17 protein-coding genes are annotated in these 19419 nt (G+C 34.2%); 6 read left to right on the top strand and 11 right to left on the bottom strand.

Going from position 1 to position 19419, the window contains the following annotated elements; genetic code table 11:
• Positions 1-633 precede the first annotated feature (633 nt).
• Complete coding sequence (locus tag ACNQF9_RS06250; protein ID WP_417989845.1) at positions 634-1869, bottom strand: ABC transporter permease; 1236 nt, start codon at positions 1867-1869, stop codon at positions 634-636.
• Between the two features lie 112 nt (positions 1870-1981).
• Between ACNQF9_RS06250 and ACNQF9_RS06245 the strand changes: the two genes are divergently transcribed.
• Positions 1982-3196, top strand: coding sequence for an exo-beta-N-acetylmuramidase NamZ family protein (locus tag ACNQF9_RS06245; protein ID WP_417989844.1), 1215 nt, complete (start codon positions 1982-1984; stop codon positions 3194-3196).
• Positions 3197-3231: 35 nt separating this feature from the next.
• Here ACNQF9_RS06245 and ACNQF9_RS06240 read toward each other — a convergent pair whose 3' ends face one another.
• Positions 3232-3726 (bottom strand): YkgJ family cysteine cluster protein, encoded by a 495-nt coding sequence (locus ACNQF9_RS06240; protein WP_417959377.1) that lies wholly within the window; start codon positions 3724-3726, stop codon positions 3232-3234.
• 85 nt (positions 3727-3811) lie between these two features.
• Here ACNQF9_RS06240 and ACNQF9_RS06235 point away from each other — a divergent pair, with 85 nt between their 5' ends.
• Together ACNQF9_RS06235 and ACNQF9_RS06230 are read left to right on the top strand one after the other, a co-directional pair.
• A complete protein-coding gene (locus tag ACNQF9_RS06235) occupies positions 3812-4519 on the top strand; it encodes a class I SAM-dependent methyltransferase (RefSeq protein ID WP_417959376.1) in 708 nt (235 codons plus the stop codon).
• Positions 4520-4544: 25 nt separating this feature from the next.
• The gene (locus tag ACNQF9_RS06230) at positions 4545-5093 is read left to right on the top strand and encodes a YfiT family bacillithiol transferase (RefSeq protein WP_417989843.1); all 549 of its coding nucleotides are present in this window, start codon (positions 4545-4547) and stop codon (positions 5091-5093) included.
• 115 nt (positions 5094-5208) lie between these two features.
• On the opposite strand, the gene ACNQF9_RS06225 is transcribed toward ACNQF9_RS06230, so the two are convergent.
• The 7 genes from ACNQF9_RS06225 to ACNQF9_RS06195 form a co-directional block, all read right to left on the bottom strand.
• Entirely contained in the window at positions 5209-5841 is a 633-nt protein-coding gene (locus ACNQF9_RS06225; RefSeq protein WP_417959374.1) for a 7-carboxy-7-deazaguanine synthase QueE, read from the bottom strand.
• Between the two features lie 234 nt (positions 5842-6075).
• On the bottom strand, positions 6076-7776 hold the full coding sequence (locus ACNQF9_RS06220) for a tetratricopeptide repeat protein (RefSeq protein ID WP_417959373.1): 1701 nt from the start codon (positions 7774-7776) through the stop codon (positions 6076-6078).
• Entirely contained in the window at positions 7766-8686 is a 921-nt protein-coding gene (locus tag ACNQF9_RS06215) for a PstS family phosphate ABC transporter substrate-binding protein (protein ID WP_417959372.1), read from the bottom strand. The genes ACNQF9_RS06220 and ACNQF9_RS06215 overlap by 11 nt, the downstream gene beginning before the upstream one ends.
• 233 nt (positions 8687-8919) lie before the next feature.
• Positions 8920-9714: an energy transducer TonB gene (locus tag ACNQF9_RS06210; protein ID WP_417959370.1), complete on the bottom strand. Its 795-nt coding sequence runs from the start codon at positions 9712-9714 to the stop codon at positions 8920-8922.
• Between the two features lie 38 nt (positions 9715-9752).
• Positions 9753-10298: an ExbD/TolR family protein gene (locus ACNQF9_RS06205; RefSeq protein WP_417959369.1), complete on the bottom strand. Its 546-nt coding sequence runs from the start codon at positions 10296-10298 to the stop codon at positions 9753-9755.
• Positions 10299-10316: 18 nt separating this feature from the next.
• Positions 10317-10928: an ExbD/TolR family protein gene (locus ACNQF9_RS06200; RefSeq protein WP_417989842.1), complete on the bottom strand. Its 612-nt coding sequence runs from the start codon at positions 10926-10928 to the stop codon at positions 10317-10319.
• A 79-nt stretch (positions 10929-11007) separates the two neighbouring features.
• Positions 11008-11826 (bottom strand): MotA/TolQ/ExbB proton channel family protein, encoded by an 819-nt coding sequence (locus tag ACNQF9_RS06195; protein ID WP_417959367.1) that lies wholly within the window; start codon positions 11824-11826, stop codon positions 11008-11010.
• A 372-nt stretch (positions 11827-12198) separates the two neighbouring features.
• Here ACNQF9_RS06195 and ACNQF9_RS06190 point away from each other — a divergent pair, with 372 nt between their 5' ends.
• The 3 genes from ACNQF9_RS06190 (at position 12199) to ACNQF9_RS06180 (ending at position 15450) form a co-directional block, all read left to right on the top strand.
• Positions 12199-13719 carry a helicase HerA-like domain-containing protein gene (locus ACNQF9_RS06190; RefSeq protein ID WP_417959366.1) on the top strand — a complete coding sequence of 507 codons (1521 nt, stop codon included), beginning with the start codon at positions 12199-12201 and terminating at the stop codon, positions 13717-13719.
• Between the two features lie 64 nt (positions 13720-13783).
• Positions 13784-14146 (top strand): cupin domain-containing protein, encoded by a 363-nt coding sequence (locus tag ACNQF9_RS06185; protein WP_417959365.1) that lies wholly within the window; start codon positions 13784-13786, stop codon positions 14144-14146.
• 44 nt (positions 14147-14190) lie between these two features.
• Positions 14191-15450, top strand: a complete 1260-nt coding sequence (locus ACNQF9_RS06180) for an NAD(P)/FAD-dependent oxidoreductase (protein WP_417989841.1) — start codon at positions 14191-14193, stop codon at positions 15448-15450.
• A 32-nt stretch (positions 15451-15482) separates the two neighbouring features.
• On the opposite strand, the gene ACNQF9_RS06175 is transcribed toward ACNQF9_RS06180, so the two are convergent.
• Complete coding sequence (locus tag ACNQF9_RS06175; protein WP_417959363.1) at positions 15483-16820, bottom strand: FAD-dependent oxidoreductase; 1338 nt, start codon at positions 16818-16820, stop codon at positions 15483-15485.
• Between the two features lie 62 nt (positions 16821-16882).
• Complete coding sequence (locus ACNQF9_RS06170; protein WP_417989840.1) at positions 16883-19273, bottom strand: penicillin acylase family protein; 2391 nt, start codon at positions 19271-19273, stop codon at positions 16883-16885.
• Between the last annotated feature and the right edge of the window lie 146 nt (positions 19274-19419).

Here is a 19419-nt window from a genome sequence, read left to right as displayed (position 1 = left end):
TGCCAGTGTTTAAAAGAACGTATGCGTCATTGCGGGTGCAAAAATACACCCTTTATTCGCTTTTACAAGCTTTTTAATCGCTTTTTTTTGACCTTTTCTTAACCTAATCTTTAACTAACTGATATCAAGTTTTTTGAATCCAAATCTTTTTTTAATAAAACATCAATCCAACAACCCACAAACACCCTTTCTTCACAAAATACCCTATTCCGGTAAGGAAAGGGTATCATCAGAAGCATTGCTTTGTTTAATACATCTTTCGAAATTTAAACATCATTGCACTAATTATAACTCATCACTACGCTTTGCTCTTTCAAATCTTACTTCCGTGTCATTATTCAAACACAAATTAAACTAACTAATGGTTTTGTCCTATACATTATGTAGAACTAAATTGTGCTATTACTTTTTCACTCCTATATATGGTATCATAATATTGCTCGAAATAACTAAAAATGCTGGCTTACCAAAGTTTGCGTTAGGGATAGCAGCGAAAAGCCCAAAGGAAAACGAAATGAAATGGAGTTTTGCGAGGACTTACAGCGAATAACTCGACTCCTTATATAACGAGAGGCAACTATCCTTTTAGATAATTGCCTCTCGTTATATAAGGTGGAACGCCAAAATGAAAATCTAATCGAAACGTATGGCTTTGACTGGTGAAATTTTGGTTATTATATAGGAGGGAATTAATAGTACCACGAAACAAACGGTCACGGTAAGCAGGTTCAATAAAAGTATGTATCCCCAATTAAGATAAACTGGTGCTTGATTGACGTAATAGTTCTCGGGATTGAATTGGATTATACCGAATTGTTGTTGGGTTAACAATAATGAAATTCCAATTAAGTTCCCCCAAAACAGTCCTCTTATAATAAGGTAAAAGGCATTGTAGAGAAATATTTTTCTCACTGACCAGTTATTGGCACCTAATGCTTTTAGTATCCCTATCATTTGGGTTCGCTCAAGAATCAGTACCAATAGTGCTACTACCATATTGATGGTGGCTACAAGTATCATGACTACTAATATAACAATGATATTGAAATCAAATAGTTGAAGCCACTCGAATATATAACTGTATTTCTCAATTATCGTTTTGCTGTCTAATGTTGATGCTGTTTTAGCATAAACCTGCTCTCCGGTAGATTCTATCGTATTAAAATCGTCTACAAAAACTTCGAAAGCACCAATTTGATCTGGAGCCCATTTATTGATACGCTGCATGTGCCGAATATCACCTATTATATAGGTGGCATCGAATTCTTGAAAACCGGAATTAAAAATCCCTGTGATTTTAAATCTTCGGATGTTGGGCAACTGATTTTGATTTTCTTTAATGAAGAATGTATTGAACATATCATCAACTTTCAAATTTAATCTATTGGCAAGGAATTGTGAGATCAGCACTTCTTGATTAACATTTTTTGAATAATCCGGTAATTTACCAGACACAAGATATTCCTTTATATTGTCCCATTTATAATCGTCTCCAACTCCTTTGAAAATAATTCCTTCAAAAGCATTTTCAGTTCTTATTATTCCAGCTTTACTAGCGATCGCTTGAACATGACTTACTCCTGGTACGGTGGTAAACTTTGGATAAAAATCTTGCTTTTTAGAAATTGGAATTAATGTAACTTCGGATTGATTGTTGTCATAATTTGAAATAATAATATGTCCGTTGAAAGCAGAAACTTTTTCTCTGATTTTTTGTTGCAACCCGATTCCTGTAGCAACAGAAACTATCATCATTATCATTCCAATGGCAATTGCCGAAATAGCAATTTTTATAATTGGCGCAGATATGCTACTTTTATACTCTTTAGCAGTGATAAGGCGTTTGGCGATGAAATACTCTAAATTCAATTTGATTGCGTTTCTAATTTGGATTTGCTCCGCCAGTTTGCGTTGCCTTAGCCAAAAATACAGCTAAAACACGAATTACACTAATTGGCCTTAATTTTATTTGAACCGCTCTATGAAACCATTTTTCAAAAAATTACTGTGTTTTGTGTTTTTAACAATCACTTCGACCTATTGCTTAGCCCGAAAAGCAGCCCTCAGCACTATAAAATCGGATTTAGAAAGACGTAAAAACAATTCATCCGGAACAATACTAACCGGAGCCGAGAACTATGCCAAATATCTCCCATTATTAAAGAATAAGAAAATTGGGATTGTAACGAACCAAACTGGAATCCTTACTAACAAAATTCATTTAGTTGATTTTCTATTAGAGAAAAATATCGCTATTCAAAAAATATTTGCACCTGAACATGGTTTTCGAGGAACGGCTGATGCGGGTGAACATGTAGTTGACGGAAGAGATTCTAAAACTGGACTGCTAATTATTTCTCTATATGGCGTTAATAAAAAACCGAAACCCAAGCAATTGGCCGGGATTGATATCATGGTTTTTGATTTGCAAGATGTTGGAGCACGATTTTATACGTATATTTCTTCGTTGCATTATATTATGGAAGCATGCGCCGAAAATAACATTCCGCTTATACTTCTTGACCGACCGAATCCTAATATAAGTATTATTGACGGACCCGTTTTAGAAACAGCATTTTCTAGTTTTGTGGGTATGCATCCAATTCCTTTACTACACGGAATGACAATTGGCGAGTATGCACAAATGATAAATGGTAAAAAATGGTTACAAAACGGTGCGCAATGTAAACTGACCGTAATTCCCTGTATTAATTACAACCGTACAATGAATTATAGTTTACCTATAAAACCTTCGCCAAATCTTCCGAATGACCAAGCCGTGAATCTATATGCGAGTTTGTGTCTTTTTGAGGGAGCCAATGTGAGCGTTGGAAGAGGGACTGAAAAGCAGTTTCAGATTTACGGCTCTCCTTATTTAGCGAAAAGTAACTTTAGCTTTATTCCAAAACCAAATTTAGGGGCACAAAATCCTGTTTACAATGGTATAGAATGCAATGGTCAAGATTTATCAAAACATTCAAGAGTAAATCAATTAGAATTAAAATGGTTGATTGAAGCCTATCGGGCCACAACCGATAAATCAAAATTTTTCAATCCTTTTTTTACAAAATTAGCAGGAACTAAAAAACTGCAACAGCAAATAGAAAATGGAATTTCGGAAAAGGAAATTAGGGAAAGTTGGAAGAAAGGGTTAACTGAGTTTAAGGCAATGAGAATGAAATATTTGATATATTAAAAAAGAAACAAGAAGCAAGACTTGCCATAAATTAGTTATAAAGGCAATTTCCTTTTCATTTCCTCTACGATATTAAACGCTGCCGGGCATATCGCAACGTTTTTTAGAGTTAAATCTGTAATTTGTTGAAACTTTTTTCGGTCTGTATGCGGAAATTCTCTACACGCTTTTGGACGGACATCATATATCATACACGCATTTTCATTATCCAGAAAAGTACAAGGAACACTTTGCAATACATAATCTCTGTCTTCATCGATTTGAAGATATTGCTGGATAAATTGTTGTGGCTTTTGGCGTAGGTATTTTGAAACACGTTCAATATCAGCATCTGTAAATAAAGGTCCCGTAGTTTTACAGCAATTTGCACACTTCAAACAATCCATTTTCTTGAATTCAGCATCATGCAAATCCTGCATCACGTAATCTAAATTCTTTGGAGTCTTCTTTTTCAGCTTGTCGAAATACTTTTTGTTTTCGATATGCTTATCTTTGGCTTCTTTAGGAAGATTGTTTATAATAGTATTCATGCGTAGATTCGGGTTATTCGATAAAACATTCTGCGAAATTACTTAAAACAAATCAACAAATAACTAAATTAACACAGCAACTCTAATGAAAGACCTTTTTGGCAAAGCCATACTTGATTTTCAAACCAATAATTCACCAGAAGATTTAATTACAGAAACCACGATATCTGAAGAAGACGAAATGAGCGTTGCTTATTTGTTTCGTTCTTATGATGAAATGCCCCAAATGGAACAAAAAGCGCTACAACTGGCCAAAGGTAAAATTCTGGATGTAGGTTGTGGTGCAGGAAGTCATAGTTTGTCTTTGCAAAATGAACGCAATTTAGACGTTACTTCAATCGACATTTCTCCTAATGCTATCGAAGCGTGTACCCTTCGCGGACTAAAAAAAGCAAAAGTTCAGGATGTACTGACATTAGAAAACGAGAAATACGATACGATACTCCTATTGATGAATGGTGCTGGAATGTGCGGAAAACTGAAAAACATCCCGAATTTCCTTTTAAAACTAAAATCTTTATTGAATCCTGGCGGACAAATTCTGTTGGACAGTTCTGATATAATTTATATGTTTGATGATGATGAAGACGGTGGAAAGTGGATTCCTTCCCAAAATGAATATTATGGCGAAATTATTTTTAATATTTCATACAAAGGCGAGAAGGAAAAACCATTCGACTGGATGTTTATTGATTATAATACTTTGCAAAATGCCGCTTTAGACAATGGATTGCAATGCGAGTTGATTCTTGAAGGCGAGCATTTTGATTATTTAGCAAAACTATCCATTTAGACAACACATAAAAATCAATTATAGAATGGAAAATTCAACATTGGAAAAATTACGTTATCCCATTGGGAAATTTGTGACGCCGAAAAATTATTCAACCGAATATCTCCATAATAAAACAGCAGAAATCGCAAGTTTCCCAGAACGATTAAAAAAAGAAGTGATTCATTTAACTGAGGAACAACTCGACACACCATACCGTCAGGATGGTTGGACAATTCGTCAAGTCATTCACCAATGCGCCGACAGTCACATGAATTGTTTCCTTAGAATCAAATGGACATTGACTGAAGACAAACCTGTAATAAAAGCGTATCATGAAGATCGTTGGGCAGAATTACATGATAATACAACAATGCCAATCCAGCCTACACTTTCATTTCTGGAAGGATTGCACTTTCGTTTGGCTTATTTAATGAATAGTCTTACCGAAGCCGATTTGGAAAAGTCCTTCATTCATCCCGAGCATGACACGGAATTCAACCTGAAAGAAATAATCGCAACCTATGCTTGGCATGGAAACCACCACTTAGCTCATATCACCGAATTAAAAAAACAAAAAAGGTGGTCCTTTTAGGAGCTATTTCCAGCTATTCGCTATATCTGGGCTAGGCAATACGATTACAAAAAATAACTGAACTATCTATTAATTCAAAACCCCAAACAGCAATTGTTGTTTGGGGTTTTCAATTTTAAGGAATATTTAAATATTTATGTGTTTGCAGCGATACGCGCCATTTCGGATTGTTCATAACATATTCAACAATCAACGGAGTCATTTCTTCTTTTTTACTCCATTCTGGCTGCAAGAATAAAATAGCATTATCATTGACTTTTTCGGCTTGCTCTTCGGCAAAAATAAAATCGTGCTTATTGTAAATGATTACTTTTAGCTCGTGTGCATTATCGTAAACCGTTTGAGTTGGTAATTTATTCTTTTTTGGAGACAAACAAATCCAATCCCAAGTTCCCGTAAGTGGGTACGCTCCAGAAGTTTCAATATGTACTTTTCTATCTTTTTCTTTTAGATTTTGCGTTAGCAAAGTCATGTCCCACATTAAAGGTTCTCCACCAGTAACCACAACAGTTTCTGAATACTTACTTGCATTCCTAACAATTTGATCAACACTAGTAGGTGGGTGCAATTCAGCATTCCAACTTTCTTTAACATCACACCAGTGGCAGCCCACATCACATCCACCAATCCTGATAAAGTATGCAGCAGTACCTGTGTGAAATCCTTCTCCCTGAATGGTGTAGAATTCTTCCATCAATGGAAGCATTGCTCCTTTATTGACTTCTAATTGTATTTCCTTTGATAACATTATTTAATTTTAAAAAGGCAAAGATAGTTAATTTGAAAAGGAGTTAATTTGAAAACTTAGACTAAAGTAATAAAGTTTCAATAATTAAAATGATTTGAAAATTAGACTCATCACTAAAAAAACAGTTAAATCCACAAAATAAATGAGTGTCTACTTTCGTAACAACCTAAATTACTAAATCGATGGCATAAAAAAACCGATAGTTTTCACTATCGGTTTTTTGAGTAAAAAAAATTATTTTAAAATTTTAATAGATTCTAAAGCATAACTATTTGTTGGATCTAAAGCTAATGTCTTTTTAAAGTATTCTATGGCTTTAGGTTTATCCGTATTAGCGAAACTTGCTGCCATATTGTTGTAGCTTTCTATAATTTTAGCTTTTACTGCTGGTTTGGAAGTTTCTTCAACTCCTAATTCAGTAGTTTTTGATATATAATCTTCATAATTTTTAACCATTAAATCATCTTTTTCAAGCAATCTATTATTTCTTGCTTTATAAAGATAAGCCTCAAGATATGTTGGAGAAGCGACTAATACTTTTTCGAAAGCGGCGTCAGCTTTTTGCAAAGCGACAACATCAACTTTTACATCTTTTCCTTTATTGATATTAGCATAGTAATTAGCTAATCCAAAATACACATTATCATCAAGATAATTTGTTGACTCTTTAGTATTAGCTCCAAATTCAAATATTGCAGCTGACTCTTTGTATAATTTTTGCGTAAATAAGTTTTTACCAACTTCGCTTAAATCCTGAACTGCTAAAGGTTCCATTTCTATAGACTTCTTAATGTCCACTAAACCTGCTTGAAAAGCAATTGGATCAATTGAAAGTTTGTCTGCGCTAGTACCTTTCTTAATTTTAGTCAATCCTAAATACAAATAATCTAAAGCTATCGCTTTGTTTGCTGGAGCATTGATGAAACTTTCTAATGATTTGATAGCTACATCAACATTACCGTTTTTATAAGCAGCGTATCCTAAATAGCGATAGATTCTTGGATTAACTTTATCCAACTCGATCATTTTATTAGCTTCTGCTTCAAGAGCTACATAATCTTCAATTAAGATAAGAAAATCAGCACGACGCATTCTAGAATGAATCGAATAATCTGTTAAAGACATGTATTTATCATAGTATCCCATTGCAGTCTTATAATTCACTGCAGCTTGTGAAGGCTTATTACGAGCTATTTTGTAATATGTTTCAGCTAATTCTCTGTAAACAGGTCCATAAGCAGGATTTAATGCGATAACTTCGTTGTATGCTTTCAACGCTTCGTCATAGGATTTAGCTCCTTTCAACAAAACACCTAATTGCATTTTAGCTCTAAGCAAAGTATTATCTAATTGAAAAGCACTTCTATAGGCTACATAAGCTTCATTTTGTTTGCCTTCGCCATAATAAGCGTCTCCTAAAGCAAGTTGCAGTTGCGCATCTTGAGAATTATTAATTGCTGCACGAGTCAAAATTGCAATAGCACTTTTATAATCGGGCTTTGTAGCATTCATGTATGCTCTGGCTATGAATACAAATTCCTGAACATCTTTTTTTCTCATGTCTTTAGTAGCAAGAGCAAATTTTGCCTGAGCGCCAGCAAGATCATTTTTATCTAAATCCATTTGACCTAAACCAATATAGTTCAATTTAGCACTTTCAGAAGCTGTTAATCCATTTTGAAAATAGATTTTAGCAGAATCCTCAACACTTTGTGTAAGATAAATATTTCCTAAAGTATAAAAAGCCATTCCATTTGAAGGTTTCGCTTTAATAATTGATTTCAAAATTGTTTTTGCACTTTCAAATTGCTCTGCATCTATCGCTTTTTTTGCTTGATTAATGTCTTGAGCTTGAGTCGTAAAAGCTGAAGCCAACAAGGCCACGCTTAAGGCTGTTAATTTATTCATTGTCATTGTAGTTAATTTATTTTTCATTGTTTTGGCTTTTAATTATTGTAAATTTCCTTGTTGGAATACGTACAGGTAACAATCCAGATTTTAAAATTATTCTTTGTCCGATATCACCGCCTACGAATGATGCAAAACCCATTCCCAAACCAGAGTATCCTTGACAATTTATTATATACAAATCACGTGCCAAAGGGTATTTTTTTTCTGCTATATTATTTTGTGATGGCAAAAAGTACTCCTTACTTGTAAGCCCTTTTACACTTAACGTATTTACATTATCAACAAAATTTTGCATTGCTGGTAGAGGCTGAGAAAGCCAGTTCACCCCTATGACACCAATCATTCCATCATTTTGCGATACGTGCTTTATAACTTCGTCATTAGTTTTAAAAGAGAAAACACCTTTTTGAGGAATAGATTTAATACCCGCTAATGAATTCATGTACCGGACTGTACTGGAATTTAAATTATCAAATACCAATCCTTTAATAGCTGGAATTGATTTACCTTGCATAAAACTTATAACATCTTTTAGCGCTATAATTGTGTCTTTATTATTTTTATTAGAAATAAAAGCAACAGCATCCGTGGCAAAAACGGTTATTTTAGGATTAATTTTTCTTTGTTGAAAAATCTTAAGTTCTTGTGCTGTCAATTTTCTGGATAAAACTGCAATCGCTCCTTTTTCATTGAATAAAGAATTTACAGTTTCAGATTCAGATTTTGAAACAATTTTTATTTTAGCCTCGTAATTATTTTCAAAAACAGCTACTTGATCTTCAATTATAGGAGTCAAAGTTTCATCAACAAAAATAGATGTTGAACCTTTCAAAATAGTTTCATCATTCTTTGAACTATTCGTTTGATTACAAGCAATGATTAATATACTTACTAGGACAAAAATAAAATACGGAAGTTTAGCATAGTTTTTCATAATCTAGTTATTATTATCATTAATAATTCTAAAAAACCTAAAAGAAGCATACACAATGAGTAAAACTCCAAAAGCAACTCTGTAAGCAGGCTCCATTGTTAGAGGAAAATTCTTCATAAAGATAATGAATAAACCTAAAACAAGATAGACCAGAAAAAACAAAATTCCTAAAACGAGAAGAAATCGCTCTTTAAGCGATTTCTTCTTAATATTATTAAGTATGTTCTCTAACATTATTCCGCAGATTGGATAGTAATAGGAAGTGAATACAATACTCTTACTTTCTTACCATTTTGTTCTCCTGGAGTCCATTTAGGACATTTTTTCAAAACTCGAATCGCTTCTTTTCCTGTTCCATAACCAATATCTCTGATTACTTTAATATCAGTTAATGAACCGTCTTTTTCAACGACAAAAGTAACATACACTTTACCTTTTAATCCTTCTTCTTCTGGAGTTTGGTAATTATTCCCAACAAATTTGTAAAATTTCTCGATTCCACCTGGAAAATCAGGCTTAACTTCAATTCCGGCAGTATTGTAAATTTGGTTATCAACTTCTTCAACTACAGCAGCAGTTCCAGTACCTACTGGCTCAACAGTTAAAACTGCATCTGGATCGCCTTTAATAGTTTCAGAACCTAATTTCTTATCTTTTAACTCTACCGTTTTTGGCGGTTCCTCAGTAACTTCCTCCGCTTTTGCAACGACTGGTTTCACAAATTTTTGTTGATCAACTTTTGGTGGCGGCGGTGGTGGTGGTGGAATATTTTTTTTAATTTCCTCTTTGGGTGGCAATTTGATGCTTACAATTTTAGTATCTAATACTTGGTCATCATCCGAAGAATCTGGCAGCAAATTTAAAATAAGTGGAGCACCAACTGCAAAAGCGAAAACAAATGCACCAATGATAAGAGCTTTAATATTGGTCTTGGTATTTGATTTTCTTAGCTCATAAGCGCCATAAGCCTTATTACGACCCTCGAATACAATATCAAGCCATTGGTTTGTGAATATATCTAATTTCATTTTTCTTAATTATTAGGTTATAGAGTAATAAGAAAATCTTACTTACCTTCTAACAATTTTAGTTCCTCGGGAGAAAAATCATTTACAATTGCGTTTGAAGGCACTCCCACAATTGCCATCTCATCTAGTATGTCTACTAAATTACGGTAATTTGATTTTTTACTTGGTTTAATAATTACGATTAAACCTTTGTCTTTATTTCCGGTATATTCAACTACTGATTTTTTTCTTTTCAATAATTCTTTACGAATACCTTCTTTACCATAAGAAATATCTTTAGGACCAGCAATAGGAGTTGCTAATAAACCCATATAATAAACCATCTTATCATTGTCTCCTAACAAAACCGTCAAGGTACGATTCTCATCAACTTTGATAGGTTTCTCATTAGGATCATCCTGCTTGTCAGGCAATCCAAGAGGCATCGATTGAGGTTTCGACAACGTAGTGGTAAGCATAAAAAATGTAATCAATAAGAATGCCAAATCCACCATCGCAGTTAAATCCACTTTTGAGTTGGTTTTTTTACTTCTTACTTTACCACCTTTTTTGCCTCCACCGTCGCCAGTATTTAATTCAGCCATTTTAGTGTATTTTTTTAGTTATTTATCTTTAGCTCTCAAACCAGTAACCAAATTGAAACTATTGATTTTTTGATCTTGTAAAACATCCATTACTTGTTTAATTGCAGGATATTCTTCTTTTGCATCTCCTTTTATAGCAATTTGCAACTCCTTATCATTCACATCAATATTTGCAATACGCGAATTATAGATCCAATCTTTCAATTGATTGTCCAATGAATCTTTAGGAACTCCTGGCTGTAAACCTGGCTTACCTCTATCAGCAGTTTTCATTGCTATCAATTGCTTAAGGTTAGCCATTGGAACTCCAATACCCTCCATTAAGGCAAACTTTGCAGATTCTTCTTCTGTAAATGCAACACCGTACTTTTGCCCCATTAACTCCAAGGCCTTTTTCCTAACTTCTCTACCTTTCAGATCAAAGAATATTTTTCCTTTTCCAACAGTTATGGTAGCTAAATTATCTTCCGGTAACTTTGATTGAACTGTTGATGCAGGCGTATCTACTGGCAATGCTTCCGGTATCTTTGCCGTTGCTGTCATTACAAAAAACGACAACAAAAGAAAAGCTACATCACACATAGCGGTCATATCAGTAGACCCTGCTTTTTTTTGCATTTTTATAGCCATTAATATATTTTTTAGATACTTATAAGAAAACAGGATCTATTTACAAGACCCTTATTTTCATTATAAATAAAATTATTAATTATTTTCTTGTACTTCTGTAATGTCTGTAAGTATTTACAATCGTATTACCTGCCTCATCAATAGAGTACGTCAAAGTATCAATTTTAGAAGTAAAAAAGTTGTAAGCAACAATCGCTAATGCTGAAGTAGCAATACCAGTAGCAGTATTAATCAATGCCTCAGAAATACCATTTGCAAGTGCAGCTTGATCCGGAGTTCCAGCAGCAGATAATGCACTAAATGCTTTAATCATACCAGTTACTGTACCTAACAAACCTGCAAGTGTACCCAATGATACCATTGTAGAAAGTATAGTCATGTGTTTCTCTAACATTGGCATTTCAAGTGAAGTAACTTCTTCAATTTCTTTGTGAATAGTTTCAGCAGCAGCTTCGCTATCTAAACCTTCATTTTTAACTTCTTGATATTTCAATAAAGCTGATTTTATTGGATTTGCAACAGAACCTTTTTGTTTGTCACAAGCAGCAATTGCTCCTTCAATATTACCTTCTTTAATATCTTTTTGTACATTTTTCATGAATTGATCAAGATTCCCTGTACCAGCTGCTTTCGAAATTACAGCATAACGCTCAAACGAGAACACAACAACCATCAATAGAAATCCTAACAAAATTGGTACAATAGGTCCTCCTTTATAAACCATTGCTAACATATTCCCTGGTAATGGATGCCCTGTATTAACACCGCCTTCAAAATTTGCGCCATTACCCATTATAAAATTCCAAATTAACCATCCAACAAAAATACATGCTACAATAATGATTCCTGAAATCATTCCTCCTCCGTTTGCACCTTTTTCTTTTTTAACGTTTGCCATTTTTTTTAATTTTAATAGTTTTAAATAAATTATCTTAGTTATATTAAACTTGTAGTAGAGCAAATTTATATTTTTAGTTCAAATAAAAAAACTTTTTTTTATTTAATTATTATTAAATTTATTTCAAAAACATATTTATCGATTATCCCTTTGCATTTATATCAAAATTCGCAAACAAATCAATCGTTTTACAAAAAATAACATATTTTTTTATGAAAAATTAACATTATATTTCAATAACAACGCCTTTAGCAGGAAAACTATTATTTTGTTTTATTAACAATAAAAAAGCAGGAAAACTGCGGTATACACTAAAATTATTGGTTTTAGAAAAATATAATATCATACTTCTGAAGTAAAATCAAACGTATTATGAGTAGAAAAGAAGATTTTATTAAGCATATCTCTGAGGGATATAGTTCTAAAGGAGAAAGCATAACTTTGGGTGGCGCATTATTAGACGGAGAGGCTTTGTCTGATGCCCTTGTAAAAGTACCTTTAAAAACCTTAAACCGTCATGGCCTAATTGCTGGAGCTACCGGAACTGGGAAAACAAAAACTATTCAAGTGCTTTCCGAACAGTTATCCACCTTCGGGATTCCTGTTTTGATGATGGATATTAAAGGTGATTTTAGTGGAATTGCTAAAGAAGGTGAGGAAAAACCATTTATAACAGAACGCCACGCTAAAATTAACATACCCTATTTTACGGCAGGTTTTCCTGTTGAATTACTGACTTTATCGGAACAAAACGGTGTTCGTCTTCGGGCAACGATTTCTGAGTTTGGACCGGTATTATTTTCTAGGATCCTCAATTTAAACGATACTCAAGCCGGAGTAGTGGCTGTTATTTTTAAATACTGTGATGACCATAAAATGCCTTTGTTGGATTTAAAGGATATTAAAAAAATAATCCATTTCATTACCGAGGAAGGAAAAGACGAAATTGAAGAACATTATGGGAAAATTTCCACTTCCACCACAGGAATCATTCTTAGAAAAATAATAGAATTAGAACAACAAGGAGCTGATTTGTTTTTTGGAGAAATGTCTTTTGATATAGAGGATTTGATGCGCATTGATGAAAACGGAAAAGGATATATCAACATCTTACGATTAACGGACATTCAAGACAAGCCAAAACTATTCTCCACATTTATGCTGTGTTTGCTAGCGGAGATTTACCAACAAATGCCCGAAAAAGGCGATTCAGAACAACCGGAATTGATTATTTTTATTGATGAAGCTCATTTAATTTTCAACGAAGCCAGCCAAGCATTACTTGAACAAATTGAAACAATTGTAAAACTGATTCGTTCCAAAGGAATTGGTATTTATTTTATTACTCAAAACCCGATGGATATTCCGAGTGGTGTTCTGGCACAACTAGGTTTAAAAATTCAACATGCTTTGCGAGCTTTTACTGCAAATGACCGAAAAGACATTAAACAAACCGCCGATAATTACCCAACGTCTGACTATTATAAAACAGACGAAATTTTGACCAGCCTTGGAATTGGCGAAGCTCTGGTAACTGCATTAAATGAAAAAGGAATTCCCACTCCCCTTGCTGCTACAATGATGCGTGCTCCAATGAGCAGAATGGACATCCTAACTGAAAGTGAAATTCAGGAAATCAACAATAAATCAAAACTAGTAAAGAAATACAGCGAACTTATAGACCGTGAAAGTGCGTATGAAATGCTCCAGAAAAAAATCAGTATTATAGAACAAGACGTTTCCAAAAAAGCCCAGAAAGAAGTTTCCGAAAAACAACAAGACCAAGGGCCAAGTACTGCAAGTGTTGTTGGGAAATCAGTTTTAAAAGTACTGACGAGCGCGACATTTATCAGAGGCGCTTTTGGAGTACTAACAAAAATGTTTAAAAAATAACTCCCTCAACACCCTTTTACTGTCAAGTATTAAAAGCGGTAATTCTAAAATAGTAAAATTAATTATGAAAAAATATTTTGTCCAAAACGCTCCTTTCGTTGTTCCCACTACTGATGGAAAACTAATTGAAGAACACCACGGATTAGCCTCTACGCACAATCGTGAAATCTCGATAGCCCACATGGTTGCACAGCCTAAATGGAGCGAACCGTTTCAAACCCCTGCGTTTGATGAATACACCTATATTATTAGAGGTAAAAAACAATTCATAATTGAAGATGAAGTTGTCATTCTGGAAGCTGGACAATCGATAAAAATTGAAAAGAATTCACGCGTACAGTATTCCAATCCTTTTGAAGAACCTTGCGAGTATATTGCGATTTGCAAACCCGCTTTTTCTCCAGAAAACGTTAATAGAGAAGAGTAACCCCATCATTAATTTATATCTTTATACTTTCAAAATTTAAAATAATGGAAACTCAAAAGAGAATTGTAATAGTGGGTGCTGGTTTTGCTGGTTTACGTTTGGCTCAAGACTTAGAAAATACTGATTTTGACGTATTGCTAATTGACAAGAACAATTACCATCAGTTTCAGCCATTGATGTATCAAGTAGCAACCGCGAGGCTAGAACCAGCAAGCATTTCATTTCCTCTGCGCAAAGTATTTCAACACTCTAAAAATGTTCGTATTCGAATTGCTGATGTACTTAACGTTGATACACAGAACAATAAAATAAAAACCTCTATTGCTGATTTTGATTACGATCATCTTGTGATAGCATTTGGCTGTACGACAAATTATTTTGGAAATGCTGAAATAGAAAAATTCACTTTTCCAATGAAATCAGTTCCAGAAGCAATTCAACTCCGGAATCAAATTTTGCAAACCTTCGAAGATGCTTTGATTACAAAGGAAGAAGATTTACAATCACTAATGAACTTTGTAGTCGTAGGTGGCGGACCCACAGGAGTAGAACTTGCCGGTGCTTTAGCAGAAATGAAAAAAAACATTCTCCCTAAAGATTACCCAGATAAAGATTTCTCTAAATTGACTATTTATCTTCTTGAAGGATCTTCGAATGTATTAAACCCAATGAGTGAAGATTCTCAAAAAATGTCTCGCAAATATTTGGAAGAATTAGGAGTAGTTGTAAAAACTAGCACGATTGTAAACCATTATGACGGTAAAATTGTTAGCTTACAGAAAGGAGATATTATCAAGTCTAAAAATGTAATCTGGGCAGCAGGTATTATTGGAAACACGCTACAAGGCATTCCTGCTGAAAATACTACCAGAGGAAATCGATACCTTGTCAATCGATTCAATAAAATTGTGAATTTAGAGAATGTATATGCCTTAGGAGATATTGCTTTCATGGCAACCCCAAAATACCCCAATGCGCATCCTCAAGTCGCCAGTGTTGCCATTGAACAAGCAAAAGTATTGGCCCAAAATTTTAAACTTAACCTAAGAAACAAACCCCAAATAGAATACGAATACCATGACAAAGGATCTATGGCGACTGTAGGAAAGCGTAAGGCAGTAGTAGATTTGCCAAAATTTAGTTTTCAAGGAAGACTGGCTTGGTTCACCTGGATGTTTATCCATTTAATGCTGATTTTAAGCGTAAAAAACAAACTCTCCATTTTTATCACTTGGATGTTCAGTTATTTTAGCAATGATAGCACTTTACGAGTATTATTAAAACCAGCAACAAAAAACAAATAAAGCAAAAAAGGACTCTAAATAGAGTCCTTTTTTTATTTTAATAATTCTAAAATTTTATTTTCAACTGCTTTAGAATCCCAAATTTCATCAATTTTTTCCATTTTTAAAATTTCTTCCATGATTGCATTTTGATAATCTCCTATAGCCAAAGCTTCCGCATACGGGCGATCACTAAATGTAACTCGACTGTAAAGAGGAATCCATTTTTCAGGATGTTTATCGGAGAATGATTTTTCGATTTTCTTTTGCAAAAGAAATTTCTCATCAGCCGTTTTGGAACTCATTTCTAAAAAATTACGATATGAAAGTTCTGCAATAGCATCCGCATTTGGCTTGCGGGATTTTTGGTACTCTGAGAAAATGGTTTTCCAATCGTCACCATACTTTTCAATCATTTCGTATAGGACTGAAATATCTTCAAAACCTGCGTTCATTCCTTGTCCATAAAAAGGGACAATCGCATGACTGGCATCGCCAATTAGGGCTATTTTATCTTCATAAGTCCAAGGGAAACATTTCATTGTCACTAATGTACTTGTTGGATTATTAAAAAAATCTTCAACTAATTTTGGTATTACATCAATGGTATCCGGTAAGTTTTTTTTGAAAAAACCCTCTATTAATCTTCTGTCTTTTAATGATGCAAATGAATTTTCTCCTTCAAATGGCATAAATAAAGTACAAGTAAAGCTACCATCTAAATTGGGTAATGCAATCAGCATGTATGCTCCACGAGGCCAAATATGAAAGGAATTTTTATCTAACTTATGGGTTCCGTCCAGATTTGCGGGGATATTCAATTCCTTATAACCAATTGGTAAAAATTCTTGTGAGTAATCAAACATGCTTTGGCGTTGCATGCGGTGACGGATTCTTGAAAAAGCACCATCAGCACCAAAAACCATATCGTACTTTTTATCCTCCCAAGCTCCACGCTCTGTTTCACCAATGTGTAGCGTAGCATCATCAAGAGTTACATCCCAGATTTTATGTTCAAAAAAGAATTCAGCTCCTGCTGCCTCTGCTAAATCAATCATTTTCCTATTTAATATTCCCCTCGAAATGGAATAAATAGATTCTCCTTCTTGCCCGTAATTTTGAAAATTAAGTTTATCTACTAAATGGATGGCCCGTTTTTCCATAGGAATTGCAATCTCACGAACGGCATTTCCTATACCGACTCCATCTAATGCTTTCCAACCGCGGTTGGACATCGCTAAATTAATAGAACGACCAGAAAATTGTATTTTTCTGATATCGGGACTTCTATCGTAAACATGAACAGTATGACCTGCTTTACGAAGATAAATAGCTAATAAAGATCCGACTAATCCAGAACCTACAACCGCTATTTTTATGGGAGTTTGCATTATTTTTTTATAAAAAGTTAGGCAAAATTACTGATTTATTATGTTAAGCACTTTAAAAACAATTATTTTTTACGTGGAGTAAAAACCAATTTTGTAGAAGTTCTGACAATCTCCTCTTTATTGAGCTTCATTCTTCTGAATTTTCCAGCGTTGTACAACTCCGCCTGATCGCTGTAATGCGCGCTCATTGGGTTCCCGGACTGTCCAGTTGGCAATATGCTCCAGCTGTTTTCTATATCAGAAAAATCTACAATCCTTCGCGTTGATGGCCCTCCTTTTACGATGTAATTCCCATCATCCGTAAAATCAAAAAACAAATTATTAATTACTTCTGTAGAACCAGAAACCTCAAAAGGGCCAACATTAAATATTTTTCTTAAAGCCGCCACTTTCCCCAATGGATGCTGGTGTTCCACTGTATGCACTTTACTCCAAGTCCAATCCGAAACGGAATTTCCCAATTGCTTTTCTAATGCCACAATTGATTCTTTAAACGATTGGGTTACAATTTGCATTCTTGTTTCTTTAGAACTCTTTGTGTTTGTATTATCCCACCAAAGTGATTTTTCGTTCGTAATTTGTATGGCTATAATTTGCTTGACAATATGGGTTTCTAAAAATTGCTTGAAATTTGCTGCACCTAATTCATCCTTGAAAGTATTTTTCAAATACTTATAAATCCATTTATTATAGATTGTTGGAGCAACATCGCTAAGATTATTAGATCCTTTCCATTCTTTCAGAACCACTAAGGCTTTCTTTTCATTTTTAGACAGCGCTGTTTGATCCACATTCGAAATTAAATTCGCAACCACTTCTGGGGCAACGGTTGATGTATTATCAAAAATCATTCTTCCCACTGCCGCTTTATCCCAATTGGATTTTGGATTCAATAATTGCGTAATTCGTCTCGCTCTATCCTCAGGAAGATAATACCCTGGATACAAAAATCCATTTACTGGTTCTGGCTGATTATTCGCTGAATACACATAATTCCAGCTGGGATTTTCAGCCGAAGGATTCTGAAAGAAATCTAAATATTCGGTAATATCATCCTTCGCATTGGTTCCATCCAGAATAAAGTTAGGATTTACTCCCTCATGATGCTTGTATAATTTTCCGGTTGCCCACCAAGCAACATTTCCTTTGGCATCGCCATACATCACATTTAATCCAGGCGCTGCGATTAACGACACTCCTTTCTGGAAATCGGATTTGCTCTTAGCATGTGAAAGTACATACACCGCATCGAGAATTTGAATGGGTTGTTGGGTATAAATCCAAGACATAGCAACGGGTTTATCTAGCTTCAAACCATCAATCAAATTATTCATAATTGGACCATGGCGCGTTATTTTTACATTCAAAACCACATTCTCTGAATCTTTTACACGAATGGTTTTCCTGCGAATCTCATAGTCGCGGTAACCTTTGGGTGTTTGGTATGAATTGGCATCCGCGGGATTAGTCTCTTCTTGATAAAAATCAATATCGTCGTTCTCAAACATCGTCAAGCCATACGCATATTCTCTATTGTGGCCTAAAAGCGGATAAGGAGTTCCCGCTAAATAGGACCCGTACAACTCGAATTCCGGAGAAACAATGTGCGCTTCATACCACGTTCCTGGCTGTGAAAAACCTATGTGTGGATCATTAGCAAAGATAACTTTCCCATTTTTAGTTTTATCTGGAGCAATAACCCAGCTGTTACTTCCTATAAAAGGAGCAACTGGAGTATTCCCTAAAAGTAATGCTACTGATTTTGAAATAGCTGCATATTCTTGCAACCTGTTTTTCGAATTTTTAATTTTGGTGGTATTAAAAGAACCGTCAATTCCAAAATCCTTGATATAATCCAACCCGAATTTATTTCGAATATCTGTCAGTAACGGATCTGTTTTGTGGGCCATTGCAAAACTAAAAGACATATAACCAAAAATATTATAAACGTCTTTTATCGTAAACTTCTCCTTTTTTACACCCAATAAACTGAATTCTACAGGCTTTTTTCCTTCTTCAAGATATTGATTGATACCGTTTAAATATGCAATTGTTAACTGATAGCTTGGACTCTTTTTATCTACAGTTGCAATCGCTTTAGCTGAAGCTTCTTCGATTCCTAATCCAACAAAGAATTTATCGTTTTTCAAGGCTACAGAGCCAAAAATCTCTGACAACCGTCCGGGCGCAATGCGACGCATTAATTCCATTTGCCACAATCGATCTTGTGCATGCACATACCCTAAAGCCACCATAGCATCCTTTGAATTCAAAGCATAGATGTGAGGAACCCCAAATTCGTCAAAATAAACCGTTGTTTCTTTTTGGATGTTTTTCAATCGCACTTTGCCTTCATATTTGGGTTTTAGATAAAAACCATAAATAATTATAGTTATTGTTAAGACAAAAACTACCGAAAACAATACCAATAGACCTTTACTAAGTATTTTCATTGTTAGATAAATTGAAAAACAAATATATAGGATTTGGTAGTTATTTGAAAAACTATTTATTTCAGCACTTGAATTCAAATCAGATTCAACAGTTTTAATCTAAATTTTAATTATTTGTTTAATATATTTTAAATTTAATTAAACAA

Source organism: Flavobacterium amylolyticum, from assembly GCF_048284335.1.
In the GTDB taxonomy this organism is placed as follows: Bacteria; Bacteroidota; Bacteroidia; order Flavobacteriales; family Flavobacteriaceae; genus Flavobacterium.
The sequence above is the reverse complement of the archived record's forward strand: the minus strand, read 5'-3'. Positions and strand labels throughout refer to the sequence as shown.